Origin of the sequence: Paenibacillus sp. 32352, assembly GCF_002042965.1 — a bacterium.
Taxonomy (GTDB): domain Bacteria; phylum Bacillota; class Bacilli; order Paenibacillales; family NBRC-103111; genus Paenibacillus_S; species Paenibacillus_S vulneris.
The window spans coordinates 184,015-203,924 of the sequence record NZ_MZNT01000006.1 but is presented as its reverse complement, the minus strand read 5'-3'; the positions used below and the strand labels follow the sequence as shown (position 1 = coordinate 203,924).

Genomic DNA, 19,910 nt, shown 5'->3' with positions numbered 1-19,910 from the left:
AAGACGATGGCAGCGGAAGGCGTCCTTTTTTTGTTTCAAAGCCTCGGAAATAGGTTAGCAATAGTGCGAGCGGATCGTTAGCGTTGTTCTTTTGACGTGCTGAACCCTTGCCGCATCTCGGTGAAGAAGTACAGCAGCGCCGCCAGCGGCAGCACGATTCCAAGTGCCAATGCCATACTCCAGCCGCCATTGGCGTAAGACCAGCCGCCCAAGGAGGAGCCGACGGCACCGCCGATGAAGAAGATCGCCATGAACAGGCCGTTCAGCCGTCCCCGAACTTCGCTTCCCAACGAATAAATGACACGCTGACCCAACACAAGGTTGCCCGATACGGCCATATCCAGCGTAATGGCGGAAACATAGAGCAGAACAAGGGCAAGAGTGGAGTGGTCCTGAAATACATCAATAAGCAGCAAGGATACAATGGCGATGCTGATGGCCATGCCCGTCGCTATCCTGCTCCAGCCACGATCGGCCAATCTGCCTGCAATGGGTGCTGCGACCGCTCCGCCTACGCCGACTAAGGCAAACAACGCTATGCCTTGCTGCGTCATGCCGAATGCGTCAGCCAACCGTAAAGGGACAACGGTCCAAAATAAGCTGAACGCTCCGAACAAGCTAGCTTGATAGAAGGCGCGGCGACGTAAAGCGGGAGTGTCCTTAAAAAGTCTGCCCAGCGAAGCGAGAAGCTTGCCGTAGCTGACAGAAGGTACCGGCTTGCGCTGGGGGAGCCGTCGTGCCAGAAGCACTGTCAGCAAAGCCGTCACGACCGCCGATGCGGCAAACACGGTCCGCCATCCCCATAAACCGGCGATTAAACTGGCAGCCGGTCTAGCCAGCATGATGCCTAGCAGCAATCCGCTCATCACATTCCCGATCACCCGTCCGCGATGCTCTGCCGGGGTTAAATAGGTTACAAAAGGCACGAGAATTTGGGCAACGACCGAACCTAGTCCGATGATGAGAGATGCGGTTAAAAACACCGCCGAGCTGCTGGCTCCCGCAGCCGCAAGAAGCGCCAAGACTACAATCGATAAGGAACCTGCCATGAGGCGCCGGTTTTCAATAATGTCACTTAGAGGGACGATAAACAACAGACCAAGAACGTAGCCGATCTGCGTTAGGGTGACGATGAATCCCGACGCTGAAGACGATAGGCCGGTCGCCAGGCTAATCGGACCGACAAGCGTTTGGGAATAATAAAGGTTGGCGACAATGAATCCGCATGAAATGGCGGCCAGCAGCATCAGCTTACTCTGTGTAAACCGGCTGGAATCAAGCTCTTTAGACATGAAATCATCCTCCTAAGGTTCGATTAAGGCATGTGATATAAAGCCCTTTATGCCTCGTAATAAAAACTAAACGTATAGTATAGAAATTGTATGACCTAATAATAAACTAAACGTTTAGTATTGTAAATAGGCAGCTCATTTATTTTGGAATAAAATTTATGTATACTGAACGTATTGTTTTATAAAACAAGAGAAACCAGCTGAAGGGGATGAAACGGATGCCAGGCAAAAGAGGACGTCCGCGAAATACGGAAACGCAGTCGGCTATCCTTACCGCGTCCTATGAATTGCTTGTGGAATGCGGCTTCGATGCGGTTACCGTTGAAAAAATCGCCGATCGCGCCAAGGTCAGCAAAGCTACGATCTATAAGTGGTGGCCTAATAAAGCTGCGGTGGTCATGGACGGATTTTTATCCGCGGCTTCGGAAAGATTACCTGTGCCTGATACGGGTTCCGCATACGAAGACGTGCGCTTGCATGCGGCGAGCGTGTCCAAGTTTATGACCAGTACAGAAGGAAACATCATCAAGGAACTAATTGCCCATGGACAATTTGATTCAGGGTTGGCGGAGGCTCTGAGAACGAGATATATCATGCCGAGGAGAAGCGAGGCGGGCGGATTGCTCGAACGCGGGATCCGGCGAGGGGAATTGAGTGAAGGCCTGGATATCGAATTATGCATCGATCTGATCTACGGACCGATATTTTACCGCTTGCTCGTAACCGGAGCGGCCATCGACGATTCCTTTATCGATAAGCTGATCCCCCTTGTCCTTAAAGGGATTAGGCAGTAATGCCGGTTTGACAGCTTCAGAGCCGAAAGGCTCTTTTTTTGTGCCCGATAGAAAAATCCAACCCAAATAACGAAAAGTCCATTCCAGTTATATTGAATTCATGTAAAAATGATTCTCAGTGATAATGATTATCAATTTCGTCAAAATGGATTTATATAGAAGAAACTCAACACAAGGGGGTAATGAGAATGGAATTGGCTCAGTTGATCCGGGATCGTCGTTCCGTTCATCAATTTGAAGATCGTCCTGTCTCTATTGAACTGGTAAAGGAGCTGCTTGATACGGCGGTATGGGTGCCGAATCACAAAATGACACAGCCGTGGCGCTTCGTCATCGTGCAAGGTGAAGGACGCCGTAGATTGGCTGATATTGCGCGATCCGGGGCAGAGAAGAGGGAGAGAGATCCTGAGAAAAGCAAGGAACTGGGGCAAAAATTTTACGACCGCTTCATGTCGGTGCCGATGTTTGTAGCTGTTGTGATGACGGAGAACACCCATCCGGTCGTCTGGGAAGAGGATTACGCTTCAACCAGCTGCATCATACATAACTTCAGCCTGCTCGCATGGGAGCAAGGGCTGGGTCTGGTGTGGGAAACGTATCCGCTGCTTCATTCCCCTGAGTTCCGAGAAGCGCTAGGCGTTAAGCCAGGGGAGAAAATTATCGGAAGCCTCCATCTCGGATATCCGGCGAAAGTACCGGCTGCTCAATCAAGAATACCGGCGGCAGAGCTTCTCACCATTATCGACCAGGCTTAAGAGAGGCATTCGTATGAAACTTAGATATTTGGTCGTTCTGCTTATCATTTTATCCATAGCCTCTGTCTTCATAGGAGTCAAAGATATTAAACCCTGGGATATTTTCAAGCTGAGCGATGACCAATTGCAGGTGCTCTTCATCAGCCGGCTGCCCCGTTTGATCAGCATCATCATCGCGGGAGTCAGCATGGGCGTAGTCGGACTGATTATGCAGCAGCTGAGCCGGAACAAGTTTGTATCGCCGACAACCGGAGGAACGGACGATTCGGCAAGGCTTGGGATTCTCGTTTCCTTGCTGCTGTTCACCTCTGCCACCCCGATGCAGAAGATGCTCGTAGCTTTTGTGTTTGCTCTGCTGGGCACATTCGTGTTTATGAAAATACTCGATAAGGTGAAATACAAGGATGCTATTTTTATCCCGTTGGTCGGTTTGATGTTCGGGAATATTATTACGTCCTTTTCTACTTTTTTTGCGTACAAGTATGATCTGATCCAAAACATTTCTTCCTGGCTGCAAGGGAATTTCGCGTTGACGATGAAAGGCCGTTATGAGCTGCTGTACATCAGTATCCCAGTTGTTATCATTGCTTATCTGTATGCCAATAAATTCACGATAGCAGGGATGGGGGAAGAGTTCTCCATCAACCTGGGACTGAATTATAAAAGGGTAGTCAATCTGGGCTTGGTTATCGTTGCACTCGTATCCTCCGTCGTCATGCTTACGGTGGGAACCATCCCCTTCCTGGGACTGATTATTCCCAATATCGTTACGCTGTATCACGGCGATAATCTGAAGAAAAATCTTCCCCATACCGCGGTACTCGGGGCTGTATTCGTCATGTTCTGCGATATTCTCGGCCGGGTGATCATCTACCCGTTCGAAATTCCGATCGGACTGACGGTCGGAGTGCTGGGGAGCGCTATTTTTCTTTATTTACTGTTGAGGAGAAAGGCATATGACGTATAGGGCAAAGCTCGGATCACTAACCATATTCGCATTAGCGCTGATTGCCGTGTTTTTATTCATCGACGTCGGTGACAACTGGGCTTACGTACTGCCGAGAAGAGGCTGGAAGATCGCAGCCATGGTGCTGACGGGAGGCTGTATAGCCTTCTCGACGGTCATCTTCCAGACCATTACGAACAACCGGATCCTCACGCCTAACATTATCGGTCTGGATTCGATGTATATGCTGGCGCAGACCGGGGTCGTATACATGTTCGGCTCCACGACGAAGCTTCTGGTAGATAACAATGTGAACTTCGTTTTGACTCTGGCCGTGATGATGCTGTTTGCGGCATTGCTGTACAAGATGATGTTCAAGAGAGAGGGAAGCCATCTTTACTTCCTCCTGCTGATCGGGATCGTTCTCGGTACACTGCTCGGCAGTCTGACGACCTTCATGCAGGTGCTGATTGACCCTAACGAATTCCTCGTGCTTCAGGGCAAAATGTTTGCCAGCTATAACAAGGTTCAAGGCAAGCTGACGATCATCTGCAGTGTGGTTATCGTTCTGGTCGCTGTCTATTATTCCCGGTTAGCGAAGTACATGGATGTCCTCTCGTTAGGCAAGGATCAGGCGATCAACCTGGGTGTCGATTACCACTACGTTGTCAAAAGGCTGTTAATTGTTATAGCAGCTCTCATCTCCGTAGCGACTGCGCTGGTGGGTCCTATTACCTTCCTCGGGCTTCTTGTCGCCAACGTGACGTATCAATTCATGAAGACCTATCGGCACGCGCTGCTGATACCGGCCTCCATACTGATCAGCATTGTGGCCTTAGTCGGCGGACAGCTCGTGGTCGAGCGGGTCTTCACATTCAACACGACGTTAAGCGTCATCGTTAACCTGATCGGTGGCGTGTACTTTCTATATCTTCTGCTGAGGGAGAGCAAATCGAAATGATTGAAGTAAGGCAAGTTTCCAAGCGATACGGTGACAAGCATGTGGTAGAGAACGTGTCGGTCCAGATCGGGAAGGGGAAAATTACATCGTTCATCGGACCTAACGGAGCGGGCAAAAGCACGCTGCTGTCGATGATCAGCCGGCTGACGACCCGGGATGCGGGAGAGATATGGATCGACGGCAAGGATATCAGCCAATTCAAGAGCGCAGACCTGGCCAAGCAGATTTCGATCCTGAAGCAGTCGAACCAGATCAATGTTCGTCTTACGGTCCGCGATCTGGTTTCCTTCGGGAGGTTCCCGTATTCCCAAGGCAAGCTGACCAAGGAGGACTGGAAGTATGTCGACGAGGCCATCGCCTATATGGAGCTTGAAGACATGCAGCATAAATATTTGGATCAGCTGAGCGGCGGACAGAACCAGAGAGCCTATATTGCCATGGTCATCGCGCAGAATACCGAATATGTGCTGCTAGACGAGCCCTTAAACAATCTCGATATGCGGCATTCCGTGCAAATTATGAAGGTGCTGCGCCGGTTGGTCGATGAGCTGGGCAAGACGGTGGTGATCGTGATCCACGACATCAACTTTGCCTCCTGTTATTCGGACTACATAGTGGCGTTAAAAGGCGGCAAGGTCATCAAGGAAGGAACGACCGATCAAATTATCGAATCGTCGGTTCTGAGGGAAGTCTACGATATGGATATCGAGATTGAGAACATTCGCGGCAACAAGATTTGCGTTTACTTTAAATAACCGAAATTATTTGGCGGCGGGTTCTCCGCATGCCGGTTAAAAAATAATTGATTTCTATTAAATTAAAGAGGTGGTTAAGATGAAGAAAAGTTTACCTATGCTGTTGATCGTCCTTTGTTTGGCTGTGTTCATGGCAGCTTGCGGCACTAGCGGCTCGAATTCTTCTAACGGGGCGGCTCCTGCTTCAGGCGGAGGCACACAAACGCCGGCAGCGACTCCAGCGGGCAATGAGGAATTGACCTTCAAGCATCAATTGGGCGAGACCAAAGTGAAGAAAAACCCTAAGAAAGTCATCGTCTTCGACTTCGGCGCTCTGGATACCTTGGATAAGCTCGGCGTTGAAGTGGCAGGCGTAGCTCAAAAGAATCTGCCTCCTTACCTGGCTAAGTACAAAGACAGCAAATATCAAAACATCGGAACGCTGCAAGAGCCGGACTATGAAAAAATCAGCTCCATCAAGCCGGATTTGATTCTGATCTCCGGAAGACAGCAGGCTGCTTACCCTGAGCTCAGCAAGCTGGCTCCTACCTTATATGTTGGCGTAGACAACTCCAAATTTTTGGAGTCATTCAAAACCAATATGAAAATGATCGGCCAAATCTTCGGCAAAGAGTCCGCCGTTGATGCAGAGGTCGCCAAAATCGAACAAACGATTAAAGATGTGAAAACGCAAGTGGCGGCAAGCAACAAGAACGCCTTGATCATTCTGGCTAACGAAGGAACGATCAGCGCTTACGGGCCTGGTTCCCGGTTCGGCTTGATCCACGACGTCTTGGGCATTCCTGCCGTTGAGAAGAATCTCGAAGTGTCCACTCATGGCCAAAGCATTTCCTTCGAATTCATCGCGGAGAAAAATCCGGAGTACCTGTTCGTCGTAGACCGCGGCGCAGCAGTAGGCGGAGCAGCTCAAACAGGCGCTAAACCGCTGGTAGAAAACGAGCTTGTGAAGAAAACGAATGCTTTCAAAAACAACCACATCGTGTACTTGGATCAAAACTACTGGTACCTGTCCGGGGGTGGCTTGGAATCCGTAGCTGAGATGGTTGGCGAAGTAGCAAAAGCGTATAAATAAGCATCATAACTAAGAGCCTGTCCCTTTTGGGGCGGGCTTTTTGGACGTAATATAATTTGCAAATTTTAGGTCCCCCCGCAAATCAATTGAATCAGCATCGAAGCCCATGCCCACTCCTCTGCAAGATGACTTCCAGATTGGGATATTCGAAATAATTATATTACAATGGAAACATACGAGATTTATAGTTTTTTCCATTTAATAAGTTAAGGGGTTGGATGGGGATAAAAAGACCACCGGGTTTGGTCATCATCAGCGGATTGTACATGCTATACGGGTTAATGCTCCTTGTCTCGCTCTTTCTTCCTGGGGAACGAGTGTGGTTTAACCCCGGCTTGTCTGAAGCGCTTGGATTGCCATATGAATATGAGGAATGGACCAGGCTGTTGTTAATTCTTTTTTGCGTCTCGATCGGCGCCGGCGTTTATTTTCTGAAAAAATGGTCTCTCGTTATTTTAATTGTCTATTTTCTGATTCAATTGACCGCGAAAGTAATGTTTTTTAAGGGGAATACGGTTATTTTTTCATATCCATTGGTTCTCTCATTAGTGGTATTGCTATATGTTCTCAGTAAGCGAAAATACTTTTTGTAATATAGATTTGGAAGGGGAGAATTCGTCATTATACGTATTTATAATAATCCGAAAGGGCAGGCTTACCGTCATCTCATTGACTATGCCATCAGCCGGTGCCCGATGTTTGTGCTTGCCATGAGAGGGCAAATAGATCGCAGCCCCAATTGTGCCCGGGTTGTTCAAAGGCTGGAGCCTTTCTTAATAAAGAAACAGGCTACGGATAGCTTAATGCGCGTTCTGGAAATTGCTTATTCCTACGGAGGTATGGTGTACTTTTACAGGAGCTGCCAAGAAGCGGCGCAGGTTCTGAAGGAAGAGGCAGACGGGCTGCTGGCCTGGCAGCATCCGAAGCTCCCGGAGGATTTATGCTTTTTGGACGATTCGGGTAAAGATTGGCTTGTCAACATTGCCCATGAAGAGATCATGACGCTGAATATGGATGAAGAAGAAGGTAAAGCTCTTTCGGAGCAGGTCGACGGCTTGTTTTTGCAGGGGGAATTTAACGCAGAGCTGGACGCATTTCTGAACGATGCCATTCGGCATAAAGCGGAGAAGCTGTACCTGTCCCACTACGATCTGGACCATGTCCCGGAGAAGATCAGCCGGATCACATCGTTGAAGTCGCTAACGATATTCGAAGGAAGAATCCGCAGGCTGCCAGAGAGCTTGTTCGGGCTGGAGCAGCTGGAGGAGCTCATCATATACACTGCAGATCTGCTGCCGTTACCCAAGGAGATCGGGCGGCTTCATCGATTGAAGAGACTGCAAATAAGCTGCTGCAGCTACTATCGATGGGGAGAAGGGGAACCCTTGCCTGCGAAGGAAACAGGCTCATTCCGTGAGCTTCCTGATGAGATCGGGCAGTTGTCCCAGCTAGAGCATTTGACCATCAATGCTACCCCTCTAAGCAGGCTCCCTTCCTCCATTGTAAATCTGAAGAGGCTTAGCTTTGTCGATCTGAGCAATAATTTATTCGAATCAAGACCCATCGAGCTATCCAAGCTTCCCAGCCTTCAACATGTTATGTTTTATCAGAATCCAGTGGAGCCATAGCTCCTTTTTCTTTTGTCCAACAGATGTTAGCTTATGTTAGGTTTATATGGTAACACGTCCTTACGATGATGGGTGTCGTAGGGACTTTTTGTGTTATCCAGGTTAAAAACAGCTTGAACTTCAAGTAAAGTGACAAGAAAGAATCACAAATGAATACGATGTGTAATATATATTGACATATAAGTAACATTCATTTAAAGTAGATGAAAATTAAGCGATGAAGGATGATAACTCGGATGAAGGAAGTGGATGAGGATGGCGAACAGGGTGGATAGGGCGCTGCTGCGGCTGCTGCCAAAGGTGGATCTTCATGTGCATTTGGACGGGAGTGTGCGGGCTCAGACGATTGCCGATTTGGCCAAGGAGCAGGGAATGGAGCTTTCGGTTAGCCCGGGCGGGGATCTGCTTCCCTACATTCAGGTGAATGAGGAATGCGGGAGTCTGCAGGAGTATTTGAGCAAGTTTGACTTCGTGCTGCCCTTCCTTCAATCTAGGGAGGCTCTGGAAAGGGTTGCGTACGAAATTGTGCAGCAATCGGCCGAGCATAACTGTCGGTATGTGGAGGTGCGCTTTGCTCCGCAGCTTCATCGCAGGAAGGGATTAACGGTAGAGGATACGATCCGTTCGGTTGTTCAAGGCTTAAGGCGCGGGGAAGAAGAGTATGGGGTGACGGCGAGGGTGATTGCCATTTGCATGCGCAACCACTCCTATGAGGACAATTTGGAAGTAGTAGAGGCGGCGGGACGTTTTATCGGCAAAGGAGTTGCGGCCGTGGATCTGGCCGGGGATGAGGCGTCGTACCCGCCGCAATGGTTCCGCGAGGTGTTCGCCTGCTCACAGGCCAAAGGCATTCCCGTAACGATCCACGCGGGGGAGGCTGGGGGAGCCGATAACGTATACGAGGCTATTACTCATCTTGGGGCGGTGCGGATCGGCCACGGGGTCAGGCTGAAGGAGGATCGCGCCATTCTCGATATGGTAAGGGAACGCAAGGTTCCATTGGAAATGTGCCCGGTGAGCAATATTCAGACCAAGGCGGTATCCGGCTGGGATGCGTATCCGATTCGGGAATATTTTGATAGCGGCATCCTCATTACGATCAATACGGATAACCCCAGTGTCTCGGGAACCGATATTACGAAAGAATATGAGGTCGTTGCGGATCGATTCGGCTTCAGCCTGGAGGAGATCGCACAGCTGATTATGAATGGGGTAGAGGCCGCCTTCCTGGGGGAAGAGGAGAAGCTCGCCTTGAAGCGGGAGTTTGGCGAGCGGCTTCAAGAGCTGGGGATTGATCCGGCTGGCAAAACGCCATAAACACGAAGGCCGCCCTTACAGGCGGCTGAGTCTGTCGAGAAACCCATTCATACAAAAAATGCAAAAGGTGATAGGTGGGGTATCCCCTGGAGGAGCGGTAGCGTCCGCCTTTGTTCTCGGAAAATTCCTGCTATAAAGCTAATGTAATCGAAGTTTTCCGAGAACAACAGCGGCTGGAGGGGGATTCCCCACCGGGGTACCGATGCTATTTTTCAATTTCTGCTGGTTTCTCAACAACCACAGGCCGCCCTTGCAGGCGGCTCTTTAAACATTTAAGCGTGGCTTCTTTCGGCGGCTTCCTTATGCTCCTTTTGCGGTGCTTCTTTGAAATCCTCGCCGCTCTCCTTGTGCTCCGAAACAAGCTCGCGCGCGGATGATTTGAATTCATGCAGAGTGCGGCCGACCGCTCTTCCGAGCTCCGGAAGCTTGGAAGGACCGAATAAGATCAAGATAACCACCAAAATCATCATGAGACCCGGAAAGCCGATGTTTTGAAGCATACACGCTCAACTCCTCATTTTGTATGTTATGCTGTTCAAGCATCCGTTTGCTTTAATCTTGATTGTGCATCTTTGGATAAACTGCCACGGCCTCAATCTCGATCAGCCAATCTTCATTGACCAGTCCGGCTACGCCGACAGTGGAACGGGCGGTTTTGACCGGATTGGATTCATTGTTGAAATACTCTGCATAGGCTTCGTTCCAGCCTTTGAAATCGAATTTGTTATCCTTGCTCGGATCGGCTGTAAGATAGGCGCGGAGGTAAATCACGTCCTTCAGGGTCAAGCCTTTTTCCTTCAGCTGGTTTTCAATGTTCTTCAGGACGCCTTCGGCCTGAGTCTTCGTGTCCCCGTAACGTTCATACACCGTAGCGCCGTCCTTGTTCAGAACCGGAGGTGTTGTTCCGCTGGTGTATAGATAGGCCGATCCGGCCGGGACAGAAACGCCTCCCGAGATGGTTGAGGAGGGATTACCGTAAAACTCGGCTTCATTCACCGGTTCCGCCGGGTACTTGCTCGGTGTTTCCTCCGCATAGGCACTGACTCCGATAGCTGTAGACAGCAAGCCTACCGCTAGAATGGTTTTGATTTTGTTATACATATCGATCGACCGTCCCTTCCTCTATTCTTTCATGACACGTTCGTGAATTTCGGTGACGACTTTGCGCGCGGATTCGATGCCTCCGGCCATCCAGGCCGGAATGTAGCTGATGTGCTCGCCGGCCAGGTAAATTCGGCCATCCGGCTTGCATAAGGTTGGATATAATGTCTTGCGTTCGTCGGCAGAATAGCTGCCCCAACCGCCCAGGTTATACTTGATGTTTTTCCAATGCACGGAGAAGGAGGCCTCGAATTCCTTGTGGTACTGCGGGTGGATTTTGGCCCCTTGGCTTAATGCGTAGCTTTCACGCTCCGCAAGGGACATTTTCCCGAGCTTGTCGGCGTTGGCGCCCGTTACGTAGTAACCGAGCAAAACCCCTTTTTTGCCGAAATAATTAGTCGGCGGGTAATACATCTGGGTAATATCCATATTCGTCAGGGAGCTTCCGCCGTAAATCTGCTCATCCTCCTCCCAGAAGCGGCGTTTGAACTGAAGGCCGATTTTGCCTGCGGATACGTAGTTAACTTTGGAGATGGCGTCCGCCATTTCGGGGGAGAAGTCGGCCGGGATGCTTTTAAGCACCGATAAGGGAATCGTACAAATACAGTAATCCCCGGTAATTTCCTTGGTTGTGCCGGTTTCCAGATGGGTGTACGTGATGCGCACGCCGCTTTCGTTTTGCCGAATTTCCTTGACCTCGGAATGGAATTGGATGCGATTGCCCAGGCGCTTCTCGAACGCTTTGGCAATATGGTCGATCCCGCCTACCGGATGGAACATCATCATCTGCTGGTCGTACGAATACTCGTTGCTGAAGAAATTGCCAAAGCCGGAGGTGATGATCGATTTCATGTCGAACGGGTCGCGGCGTACGCCTGCATCCAGCTTGCCACCCGGTTCCTCGATATAGCCTCCGCGCTCCGACCCCTTATAGAACAGATCGGCGTTCAAGTCGCCCTCGCGCTTCAAGTATTCAACCAGCTTCGCCTTTTCCTCCGGAGTCAGCGGGAGATCCAGTGCGTTCTGGTTGACCGCTTTGGCCAGCATTTCCGCTACATACCCTCTTACATCTGCTTTGGCTTCCCGTTTTCGGACTTTGCGCCCCGATAGCTCGCCTGCGTTCTCGTTGTAGTAGTAACCGTGCTCGTTAACATTGTTGAATGGCTCGATGGCAATTCCGAATTTGCGGCAGTATTCCATCGTGACATGGAATTGTGGAATCCGCATAGGTCCTGCGTTCAGGTACATGGCCTCTCCTTCGTCGAACCGGGCCACCTGCTTGACGCCGCCGATCTCGGTGACGGTCGTTCCCCTGCGCACGGTCCAGATCCGGCCCCCTGCACGGGCTCGCGCCTCCAGAATGGTGCAGTCATATCCGGCCTGCCCAAGCTCGTAGGCTGCGGTCATCCCTGCGATGCCCCCTCCGAGGATGATGATTTTTTTGCCGTTGCGGTGAGTGGAAGACAAATCGCCTTGATTCGGAGGGGTGAATTCGGCTGCCTTTAAAGTATCGGGCGAAAGCAGGCCCAGCGTCCCCATGACGCTAAATACGGCTGCAGACCCGCCGATTTTACCTACGGTGGTTAGAAACTGCCTTCGGGTCATCTCTTTCGTTGGTTCCTTTGTCTCCATGCTCCTCGACTCCTTTAGGGTAAAGTGGATCAACCTCACAACGAGATCGTACCAAAAAAATTTTTATTTGACTTCAAATTTGTAAGGTTTTCTAACATTGTTTTTTTGTTTTTCGAAAATCATTGCAATTTCAAAGCGGTTTTTGTTAGAATCGACTCAAGAAATGGGGGAAAACGGTTCGTTTATCTTTTCATCGGCCATAATACTTAACATTAAAATTACGTAGGAGGTAATTATGATGGAAGAAAAAGTGATGAACATCGGAATCGTTAAGGAGTTAACAGGCTTATCGGAGAGACAAATTCGCTACTATGAGGAGCGCAAGCTCATCTTTCCCGCCAGAACGAAAGGAGGAGCTCGAAGGTATTCGTTTGAGGATGTCAAGAGGCTTCGCGAAATCAATGAAAAGCTGAGGGACGGCTTCCACACGTTCGAATTAAAAGCAATGCGCCCGTTTAAAAGCATCTAGCGGATCACACAAAGAGTTACATGCCTCGGGCTCAAGGGGCAAACCTTAAGGGAAGGTTGGTGCTGGCCATGCACGATGACAGATTGATGACCTTGACGGAGCATTTAGCCGAGCTGCGTAAGAGGATCTTGCTGGTGCTGCTGGTGACGGTTATCACAATGGCGGCAGGACTATTTATTGCACCCCGAATTTTGGTATATTTAAAAAGCGTACCTCCAGCCTCCGCTATAGCCTGGAATGTTTTCTCCCCGTGGGATGGACTCCGGATTTATATGAGCATTGCCTTAGCATTCTCGCTGGCAGTTACGCTGCCCTTCGCGCTCTATCAGCTGTGGAAATTCGTGACGGTCGGGCTCAAGACGAACGAGCAGGACGCCGCGTTGAAATATATTCCTTTTACGATCGTTTGCTTTGCTGCAGGCTTCAGCTTTGCTTATTTTATCGTGTTTCCCATGAGCTTTCGCTTTACGACAGGGATTGCGCAAAGTCTGCAATTTACGGAAACGTACGGCATTTCCCAATACTTCGGCTTTATGTTTAACATTGTGATTCCGTTAGCGGTGGCTTTCGAGCTGCCGGTTGTTGTTATGTTTTTGACCAAAATTGGCATACTGAACCCAAAGCGGCTGCATTCCATGCGCCGGTACGCTTATTTGACGCTAGTTATCGTGGCCAGCTTGATTTCGCCTCCGGAATTGCTGTCGCATCTAATGGTGGCTGTGCCATTGATAGGCCTTTACGAATTCAGTGTCTGGCTGTCCGGCATGGTATACCGCAAGCAGCTGCAGCTCCGTGAAGCGGGAGGGCTGGAATCGGCGGCATAAAGCTGTCTTGGATTGTTTTGGTCATGAAAGGGGTGGAGGCATGAACGAAAAGGATTATATGATGCTTCTGTATGTGGCGGAGGAGCAGAGCTTGACCAAAGCGGCGGAGCGTCTATATATCACCCAGCCGGCCTTGACGTACCGCCTCCATCAGATGGAGCGGGAGATGGGCGTCTCCCTTATTGTGAAGAACGCCAAAGGGACGAGGCTGACTCCGGAAGGCGAATATTTGGCCGAATATGCCAAAAAGATGCTCGATGAACTTGCCAAAATGAAAGAGTATATCGTTAACATGCGCAATGAGGTCAAGGGGAGTCTTCGAATCGGAGTGTCCAGCTACTTTGGCTTATATAAGCTGCCCCCGCTGCTGAAGAAGTTCAGAGACTTGTACCCGGAGGTTCAGCTTATTGTCACCTGCGCCTTGAGTACGGAGATTCTGGAGCTGCTGTCACGGGAAGAGATCCAGGTGGGAGTGATTCGCGGCGACTATCCATGGTTCGAGGGCAAGCACCTGCTTCATGACGAGCATATTTGTCTTGTATCGCAAGAGGAAATTCAGTGGGAAGACCTGCCGCGTCTTCCCCAAATTTGTTACAAGCAGCCCAAAGTTCAGACAAGCAGCTATTCGCCGCTGCCGTTCAGCGAGACGATCAATGCGTGGTGGCGCGAACGCTTTCATGTTCCTCCGCTGGTCACCATGCAGGTGGACAGCTATGAGACTTGCAAGGAGATGGTCAAGCATGGGCTTGGCTATTCCATCATCCCCGGAATTTTCGTGACGGAGGAGGATGGGCTGCATAAGGTCGAATTGTACCGGAAGAATGGGGAGCCGATGAAGCGCAATACATGGATGGTTTACAAGCAGTCCTCTCTGCAGGTAGCTACCGCTGAACGGTTTGTGTCTTATATGAAGGAAGTGCATCCGCAATAAAATGCAGCACTCTAAGTAGATTGCATGAGCCGCCCGTGCTAAACCCATTCATATAGAAAAATGTGAAAGGTACTAGGTGGGGTATCCCTTGGAGGAGCGGTTGCGCCCGCCTTTATTCTCGGAAAATACCCGCTGTAAAGCGAATATGATCAAAATTTGTCCGAGAACAACAGAGGCCGGAGGGTGATACCCCACCGGGGTACTTATGATATTTTCATATTTCAGGTTTTGCAACAGAATCAGGACCTAGCCACAGGCTAGGTCTTTTTAGCATTACATAGGTTTATAAATTTTGGGACCGCTCCATTACGTAACGGAGGCCGCTTCGAATCCAAGGCCCCGCCTCGTGGGGCTGCTTCATTCCCCAGGCCCAGTTAACACCGGCCGCTATGCATAATTATTCTATAGCCTGTTAGACTCAGACCAACCTGAGAGAGGATGGAAATGAAGATACAGAAATTCCCACCACTTCAAGAGCAGGGAAATCGCATGAAGTGAAAGCGCGAAAATATAAGCAAGGAAGCGGTTTAATTGAGAGTCTCATAAAATTTTTTTAGGTCAACCGCTAAAAACTATTCATTTTACTTATTGGGGGTGCCGATTTACAATAATTCAAATAAGTTGCATAAATATTCGGTTGCATTTCAATTCGAGGATCATCATAAAAACCATATCTTGGGACATGTTAGGTGGGAGCAGCAATGAACAATACGGAATCGAATGAAGCAAAGGCGGCCCTTCAACAAGCGGTGGACGCGAGGGATGAATTGCTCAGAGGCTTGGCGTCGCTGATTCATGCCAATCCGGAGCTAAGCTTTCATGAGCATAAGGCTCAGCAATGGCTGACCGCTCCTTTGGCGGAAGCGGGCTTTCAGGTGGAGAAGGGAATCGCCGGTTTGGAAACGTCGTTTCGCGCGACATGGGAAGGATCGGCAGGAGGGCCAACCATAGCGCTGCTTGCCGAGTACGACGCGCTTCCGGCAATAGGACATGCTTGCGGGCATAATCTGATCGGCACGGCCGCGGTTGGAGCGGCGCTGGCGCTGAAGGATGCCTGCCCCGACCTGCCGGGCAAAATCATCGTGCTGGGAACGCCGGCGGAAGAAGAGGGCGGCGGCAAAATCATCATGTGCAACGAAGGCGTGTTCGACGATATCGACGCAGTGATGATGGTTCATCCGCAGAGCAAAACGATGGTGCTGCGGGGAGCGCTGGCTTGCGTCGATGCGACCTTCACCTTCCACGGGCGGCAGGCTCATGCCTCCTCCTCGCCGGAGAAGGGAATCAGCGCGCTGGATGCGATGATTAACGCCTTTGTGGCGATCAACTCGATTCGCCAGTTCGTGAAGGAGGATGTCCGCATCCACGGCATTATTACGAAGGGCGGAGATGCGCCGAACGTCGTGCCGGAGCTGTGTGAGGCAGTGTTTATCCTGAGGGCGGCCACCGTCAAAGAACTGGAAACCGTAAGGGAGAAGGTATATAAGGCGGTTCGGCATGCAGCCGAAGGAGTGGGCGCTACCGTCGATATTGCGGAAGGGCTTATCTATGCGGAAAGAAACAATAATAAAGCGCTCGCCGCTTTATTCCAGAATAATCTGGAGCAGATGGGCATCGAGGTATGCGATCCTCCGAAGAAAGGCGGCATCGGCTCCTCGGATATCGGCAATGTAGGCCAGGTTACCGCTACCATCCATCCGTATATCCGACTTGGAGACGCTACGACGCATACGCCGGAGTTCAGCGAGCTGGCCGGATCGGAAGCGGGGATGATCGAGATGAATCAGGCGGCCAAGGCGATGGCGATGACTACCTACGATCTCTGTATCGATAAGGAAGCGCTCCGGAGTGTCCGTGAGGAGTTCGAGCAGTGGAAACAGCAAAGCGGCGGGGGGCAAGCACATGGATAACGCAATGACAGGCAAGCGCAAATGGCTGAAAATGCCGCATACTTATGTGATTTTGATCATCCTGGTCTTCGTGGCCGCGGTATTGACCTATGCCATCCCTGCAGGGAAGTTTGAGCGGGTGAAGGATAAGGTAACAGGGAAATCGCTGCTGGTCACCGGTTCCTATCATCATGTGGATGCAAGCCCGGTAAGTCTTGTCGACATACCTAAAGCTATCGTACATGGACTTATAGATTCTGCAGATGTCGTATTTTTTATCTTTATCATCGGCGGAGCGTTCCAGATTATTTCTTCTACAGGAACGATCGAGGCGATTACGGGCCGGGTGGCCCGGACGTTCGCGAGCAAGGGAGTCTGGGTAATACCGGTCTTCTTATCTTTGTTCTCCGTAGGCGGCTTCACGATGGGGATGTCCACGGAGGTAATGGTGTTCGTGCCAATCGGCATAGCCATCGCCCGGGCGCTCGGCTACGATGCTCTGACAGGGACAGCGATGATCTCGCTGGGGGCCTCCTGTGGCTTTACTGCAGGGATTCTTAATCCGTTCAACGTCGGCTTGGCCCAGGCTATCGCTCAGATTCCTATGTTCTCCGGAATGTGGCTTCGAATTATTTTGCTCATTTGCTTGATTACCATAACCAGTCTGTACATTATCCGTTATGCAAGGAAAGTGAAGAAGGATCCAACTCAAGGGCTGGTTCACGAGCTGGAGCAAGAGGCGGAAGGCACCGGGACGAAGCTGGACTTCTCCCATCTTCCGTCCATGCAGCTGAAGCATTACTTGACTATTTTGACGGTTGTCGCGGGCTTCGGGCTCTTGATCTGGGGCGTATCGAAAAAAGGCTGGTGGATGGAAGAGCTGGCTGCCTTGTTCTTAACGATGGGGGTCTTGTCCGGATTGTTCTCGGCCTACGGCCCGAGCCGGATTGCCAAAGAGTTTGTAAAAGGAGCCAGTGCAATCACCTACGGCGCCTTCATAATCGGTTTGGCCAGAGGTATTATGGTCGTACTGGATCACGGAAATGTCATCGATACGATCGTGAACAGTCTGTCCATTCTTGTAGGCGAGCTTCCGAGCTCGATTCAGGTTCTAGGCATGTATGTATTCCAAAACGTCATGAATGTCTTCATTACATCGGGAACCGGGATGGCGGTTACGACGATGCCGATCATGGTTCCACTGTCCGATTTGCTCGGGGTAACGAGACAGACGGCTGTGCTCGCATTCCAATTAGGCGACGGATTCACCAACATGATCCTGCCTACCTCCTCCGCGTTAATGGGAAGCTTGGCCGTGTCGGGAATTCCGTATCAGAAGTGGGTCCGCTTCTTCTGGCCTCTGATGGCGACCTGGCTTGTAGTGGGAGCCATCTTCGTCATCGTTGCCAATATCATTCATTACGCATAACAAATAAAAGGTTGTTCCGCGGGTCCTTTTTCAGACTCTGGAACAACCTTTTTTAAATAATAACACCATTTGTAAATTTACGGGTTTGCACAAAGAAGATGCATCTGCTTAAAGCTAAGTTTCACTTTGCAAGGATAGTCTGGATTTAATTAACCAATGGTTTATTTTGCGAAAATATGGTTCCCGATTTGAATGGTTTGCGGTCTGGTCCATATCCAAGCGCTGGTCGCTGTTTTCGGGTTAAAATAATACAAGGAGCCATTAGAAGGATCCCAGCCGCGTACGGCGTCCTGGGCAGCCAAATAAGCCGTGCTGTCAGGCAACAAATTATATTGGCCATCCGCTACTGCGGTAAAGGCGCCCTTTTGGAAAACGACGTCTTTAATACTATCTCCAAACTTGCCGGATTGAATACGATTCATAACGACGGCGCCGACGGCAACCTGACCTTCGTACGATTCACCGCGGGCCTCGCTGTAAATAACCTTAGCCAGAATGTCCAGCTCTTCACGGTTCAAGGAATGCTTCTTCAGCTCGGACCAAGTCATATCTCCTACCACTCCGTCCGGATTTAAGCCGAAATTGCTTTGAAATCCTTTGACTGCTTGGGCTGTATTAGATCCGTACAAGCCGTCCAAGGGCAGCTGGTAAAAGCCGGCCAGCTTCAAACGGAACTGCAGATCCCAGACGTCGCCGTTGGCGCTGCCTTGCTGTAGTAATGGTGCTGCTTGAGCTGTATATGGGGTAATTCCTACTATATTCGTCAACAATGCAAACCCGAATAGGAAGGCCAATATTCTCCAATTTCTTCGTTTCATACGGTATCTCCCCTTTCGGATAAAGATTATAGAGGCTGTATGAACGAAGATTCAACCAGCATTTATTGGAATATCCTAAAAAATGCTTGCCGGGCGCGGGTTTATCCCACTTTATTAATGGGGATTAAAATCGCTTGCAGATGCGAATTCGATAGGTTCCTAGGTTTGCTATAGCGAATGGTTGGCTCCAGAAAAAGGAAATAAGCTTATGCTTTTAAACGATCACAATATACGTGCATAGCCTCCCGCAAAAAGACGGCCAGCCCCTCCTTATGCTTATCAATGTTCGCTGTAAATCGCTCATCCTCTACGTACAAATCTCCCAGACCGCGGAAAATGTCCGGTGTACATTCGTAAAAGTGGCTTATGATCCATTCTCTAAGCTCCGCCACTCCTTCCTGTACTTGCGGGTCCTCGGGTCCGTTATCCATGGCGGCGATGATCTTGGCATAAATTTGCCGTGATTGCTCCATAATATCGTTCCAATCCTGAGAGGAATAGCCGCCGGTCTTTTGCTCGACGGAGTCCATCATAGCATCTCCATAGCGTTGACGCGCTTCCTTGGCGTATTTGCGTTTGTGTTCTTCTAACGGAGTCCTATCAAAGGACTCGAATCGTTCCTGGTTACTCATTTGTCGTTCTCCTTCCATAGCTTGAATCGTTTTGTGAACCGTTTCGATGATGCTATCGAGCCGCCGCCTCTTCTCGAGCAATAGCTCCCGATGGGATTCCAGCGCCTCTTTCCGGTCGAAATGGGGGTGGTCGAGAATGTCTTTGATCTCCTTCAACGAAAACCCGATCTCGCGAAAAAACAATATTTGCTGTAAACGTTCCAGCTCACGATCGGTATAGGTGCGGTATCCCGCCTCATTAACTGAATCGGGAGAGAGCAGTCCGATTTCATCATAATGATGGAGTGTCCGGACGCTGATGCCGGCAAGATCGGCAACTTCCTTCGTTTTGTAGGTCATATCATCACCTCCTATTTCATCATAGGGTATTACGTTACGTGAGAGTCAACAGGCTCGCTTGTTCTTTTTGCATGATTTTGGTGGAAAAATATGTCTCGATGGAACCACTATTAGCATTTAGTTTGGCTTTAGAAGAGCTGCTTATAGTCAGAGTCGAATCGAATACTATTGTACCGGTAAATGTTGTGTATTAAGGCTCCGGGCTGTCTCGCAATGACAAAGTCAAGGCCCCGCTTGCGGGGTTTTTCGGCATGCCGGAATCTGCGAGTCAGCTTGCCGGGCTGCCTGGCTCGAGTTAGGGCTTCTTGCGATAAGGGTAAGGAATA

19 protein-coding genes are annotated in these 19,910 nt (G+C 50.0%); 13 read left to right on the top strand and 6 right to left on the bottom strand.

Going from position 1 to position 19,910, the window contains the following annotated elements; translation table 11 throughout:
• Positions 1-77: 77 nt before the first annotated feature.
• Positions 78-1,292 (bottom strand): MFS transporter, encoded by a 1,215-nt coding sequence (locus tag B1728_RS16055; RefSeq protein WP_079911248.1) that lies wholly within the window; start codon positions 1,290-1,292, stop codon positions 78-80.
• Positions 1,293-1,510: 218 nt separating this feature from the next.
• On the opposite strand from B1728_RS16055, the gene B1728_RS16050 reads away from it, so the two are divergent.
• The 8 genes from B1728_RS16050 (at position 1,511) to add (ending at position 9,520) form a co-directional block, all read left to right on the top strand.
• Positions 1,511-2,086 (top strand): TetR/AcrR family transcriptional regulator, encoded by a 576-nt coding sequence (locus B1728_RS16050; protein ID WP_079911247.1) that lies wholly within the window; start codon positions 1,511-1,513, stop codon positions 2,084-2,086.
• 188 nt (positions 2,087-2,274) lie between these two features.
• Complete coding sequence (locus B1728_RS16045; RefSeq protein ID WP_079911246.1) at positions 2,275-2,841, top strand: nitroreductase family protein; 567 nt, start codon at positions 2,275-2,277, stop codon at positions 2,839-2,841.
• Positions 2,842-2,854: 13 nt separating this feature from the next.
• Positions 2,855-3,808: an ABC transporter permease gene (locus B1728_RS16040; RefSeq protein ID WP_079911245.1), complete on the top strand. Its 954-nt coding sequence runs from the start codon at positions 2,855-2,857 to the stop codon at positions 3,806-3,808.
• Entirely contained in the window at positions 3,798-4,748 is a 951-nt protein-coding gene (locus B1728_RS16035; RefSeq protein ID WP_079911244.1) for an iron chelate uptake ABC transporter family permease subunit, read from the top strand. Before B1728_RS16040 ends, B1728_RS16035 begins: the two co-directional genes overlap by 11 nt.
• The gene (locus B1728_RS16030; protein ID WP_079911243.1) at positions 4,745-5,503 is read left to right on the top strand and encodes an iron ABC transporter ATP-binding protein; all 759 of its coding nucleotides are present in this window, start codon (positions 4,745-4,747) and stop codon (positions 5,501-5,503) included. The genes B1728_RS16035 and B1728_RS16030 overlap by 4 nt, the downstream gene beginning before the upstream one ends.
• Before the next feature lie 79 nt (positions 5,504-5,582).
• Positions 5,583-6,575 carry a siderophore ABC transporter substrate-binding protein gene (locus B1728_RS16025; protein ID WP_079911242.1) on the top strand — a complete coding sequence of 331 codons (993 nt, stop codon included), beginning with the start codon at positions 5,583-5,585 and terminating at the stop codon, positions 6,573-6,575.
• An 803-nt stretch (positions 6,576-7,378) separates the two neighbouring features.
• Positions 7,379-8,203 carry a leucine-rich repeat domain-containing protein gene (locus tag B1728_RS16015; RefSeq protein ID WP_144027891.1) on the top strand — a complete coding sequence of 275 codons (825 nt, stop codon included), beginning with the start codon at positions 7,379-7,381 and terminating at the stop codon, positions 8,201-8,203.
• A gap of 255 nt (positions 8,204-8,458) precedes the next feature.
• Entirely contained in the window at positions 8,459-9,520 is a 1,062-nt protein-coding gene (gene add / locus B1728_RS16010) for an adenosine deaminase (protein ID WP_256865375.1), read from the top strand.
• A 272-nt stretch (positions 9,521-9,792) separates the two neighbouring features.
• Here add and B1728_RS16005 read toward each other — a convergent pair whose 3' ends face one another.
• The 3 genes from B1728_RS16005 to B1728_RS15995 are packed head-to-tail and all read right to left on the bottom strand — an operon-like array spanning position 9,793 to position 12,253.
• Positions 9,793-10,020, bottom strand: coding sequence for a twin-arginine translocase TatA/TatE family subunit (locus B1728_RS16005; protein ID WP_079911238.1), 228 nt, complete (start codon positions 10,018-10,020; stop codon positions 9,793-9,795).
• 52 nt (positions 10,021-10,072) lie between these two features.
• Positions 10,073-10,621, bottom strand: coding sequence for a RidA family protein (locus B1728_RS16000; RefSeq protein WP_079911237.1), 549 nt, complete (start codon positions 10,619-10,621; stop codon positions 10,073-10,075).
• Positions 10,622-10,642: 21 nt separating this feature from the next.
• Complete coding sequence (locus B1728_RS15995) at positions 10,643-12,253, bottom strand: flavin monoamine oxidase family protein (protein ID WP_079911236.1); 1,611 nt, start codon at positions 12,251-12,253, stop codon at positions 10,643-10,645.
• 238 nt (positions 12,254-12,491) lie between these two features.
• On the opposite strand from B1728_RS15995, the gene B1728_RS15990 reads away from it, so the two are divergent.
• From B1728_RS15990 to B1728_RS15970, 5 genes are all read left to right on the top strand, one after another.
• Complete coding sequence (locus B1728_RS15990) at positions 12,492-12,722, top strand: MerR family transcriptional regulator (protein ID WP_079911235.1); 231 nt, start codon at positions 12,492-12,494, stop codon at positions 12,720-12,722.
• A 68-nt stretch (positions 12,723-12,790) separates the two neighbouring features.
• Positions 12,791-13,546, top strand: coding sequence for a twin-arginine translocase subunit TatC (gene tatC, locus B1728_RS15985; RefSeq protein WP_079911471.1), 756 nt, complete (start codon positions 12,791-12,793; stop codon positions 13,544-13,546).
• 40 nt (positions 13,547-13,586) lie between these two features.
• On the top strand, positions 13,587-14,477 hold the full coding sequence (locus B1728_RS15980; RefSeq protein WP_079911234.1) for a LysR family transcriptional regulator: 891 nt from the start codon (positions 13,587-13,589) through the stop codon (positions 14,475-14,477).
• Between the two features lie 701 nt (positions 14,478-15,178).
• Positions 15,179-16,387, top strand: coding sequence for a M20 family metallopeptidase (locus B1728_RS15975; RefSeq protein WP_079911233.1), 1,209 nt, complete (start codon positions 15,179-15,181; stop codon positions 16,385-16,387).
• A complete protein-coding gene (locus B1728_RS15970; protein ID WP_079911232.1) occupies positions 16,380-17,795 on the top strand; it encodes a YfcC family protein in 1,416 nt (471 codons plus the stop codon). Before B1728_RS15975 ends, B1728_RS15970 begins: the two co-directional genes overlap by 8 nt.
• 161 nt (positions 17,796-17,956) lie before the next feature.
• Here the strand turns inward: B1728_RS15970 and B1728_RS15965 are convergent, their stop codons facing one another.
• On the bottom strand, positions 17,957-18,613 hold the full coding sequence (locus B1728_RS15965; RefSeq protein WP_079911231.1) for a cell wall hydrolase: 657 nt from the start codon (positions 18,611-18,613) through the stop codon (positions 17,957-17,959).
• A 206-nt stretch (positions 18,614-18,819) separates the two neighbouring features.
• Positions 18,820-19,584: a MerR family transcriptional regulator gene (locus B1728_RS15960; protein ID WP_079911230.1), complete on the bottom strand. Its 765-nt coding sequence runs from the start codon at positions 19,582-19,584 to the stop codon at positions 18,820-18,822.
• Positions 19,585-19,910 lie beyond the last annotated feature (326 nt).

What these genes read in the sequence shown, in the direction of transcription:
- B1728_RS15965 (WP_079911231.1), bottom strand. Translation starts at nt 18,613, where the DNA reads ATGAAACGAAGAAATTGGAGAATATTGGCCTTCCTATTCGGGTTTGCA.
- B1728_RS15980 (WP_079911234.1), top strand. Translation starts at nt 13,587, where the DNA reads ATGAACGAAAAGGATTATATGATGCTTCTGTATGTGGCGGAGGAGCAG.
- B1728_RS16015 (WP_144027891.1), top strand. Translation starts at nt 7,379, where the DNA reads ATGCGCGTTCTGGAAATTGCTTATTCCTACGGAGGTATGGTGTACTTT.
- B1728_RS16035 (WP_079911244.1), top strand. Translation starts at nt 3,798, where the DNA reads ATGACGTATAGGGCAAAGCTCGGATCACTAACCATATTCGCATTAGCG.
- B1728_RS16000 (WP_079911237.1), bottom strand. Translation starts at nt 10,621, where the DNA reads ATGTATAACAAAATCAAAACCATTCTAGCGGTAGGCTTGCTGTCTACA.
- B1728_RS16030 (WP_079911243.1), top strand. Translation starts at nt 4,745, where the DNA reads ATGATTGAAGTAAGGCAAGTTTCCAAGCGATACGGTGACAAGCATGTG.
- B1728_RS15995 (WP_079911236.1), bottom strand. Translation starts at nt 12,253, where the DNA reads ATGGAGACAAAGGAACCAACGAAAGAGATGACCCGAAGGCAGTTTCTA.
- B1728_RS16025 (WP_079911242.1), top strand. Translation starts at nt 5,583, where the DNA reads ATGAAGAAAAGTTTACCTATGCTGTTGATCGTCCTTTGTTTGGCTGTG.
- add (WP_256865375.1), top strand. Translation starts at nt 8,459, where the DNA reads ATGGCGAACAGGGTGGATAGGGCGCTGCTGCGGCTGCTGCCAAAGGTG.
- B1728_RS16050 (WP_079911247.1), top strand. Translation starts at nt 1,511, where the DNA reads ATGCCAGGCAAAAGAGGACGTCCGCGAAATACGGAAACGCAGTCGGCT.
- B1728_RS15970 (WP_079911232.1), top strand. Translation starts at nt 16,380, where the DNA reads ATGGATAACGCAATGACAGGCAAGCGCAAATGGCTGAAAATGCCGCAT.
- B1728_RS15960 (WP_079911230.1), bottom strand. Translation starts at nt 19,584, where the DNA reads ATGACCTACAAAACGAAGGAAGTTGCCGATCTTGCCGGCATCAGCGTC.
- B1728_RS16045 (WP_079911246.1), top strand. Translation starts at nt 2,275, where the DNA reads ATGGAATTGGCTCAGTTGATCCGGGATCGTCGTTCCGTTCATCAATTT.
- B1728_RS15990 (WP_079911235.1), top strand. Translation starts at nt 12,492, where the DNA reads ATGGAAGAAAAAGTGATGAACATCGGAATCGTTAAGGAGTTAACAGGC.
- B1728_RS16040 (WP_079911245.1), top strand. Translation starts at nt 2,855, where the DNA reads ATGAAACTTAGATATTTGGTCGTTCTGCTTATCATTTTATCCATAGCC.
- B1728_RS16055 (WP_079911248.1), bottom strand. Translation starts at nt 1,292, where the DNA reads ATGTCTAAAGAGCTTGATTCCAGCCGGTTTACACAGAGTAAGCTGATG.
- B1728_RS16005 (WP_079911238.1), bottom strand. Translation starts at nt 10,020, where the DNA reads ATGCTTCAAAACATCGGCTTTCCGGGTCTCATGATGATTTTGGTGGTT.
- B1728_RS15975 (WP_079911233.1), top strand. Translation starts at nt 15,179, where the DNA reads ATGAACAATACGGAATCGAATGAAGCAAAGGCGGCCCTTCAACAAGCG.
- tatC (WP_079911471.1), top strand. Translation starts at nt 12,791, where the DNA reads ATGCACGATGACAGATTGATGACCTTGACGGAGCATTTAGCCGAGCTG.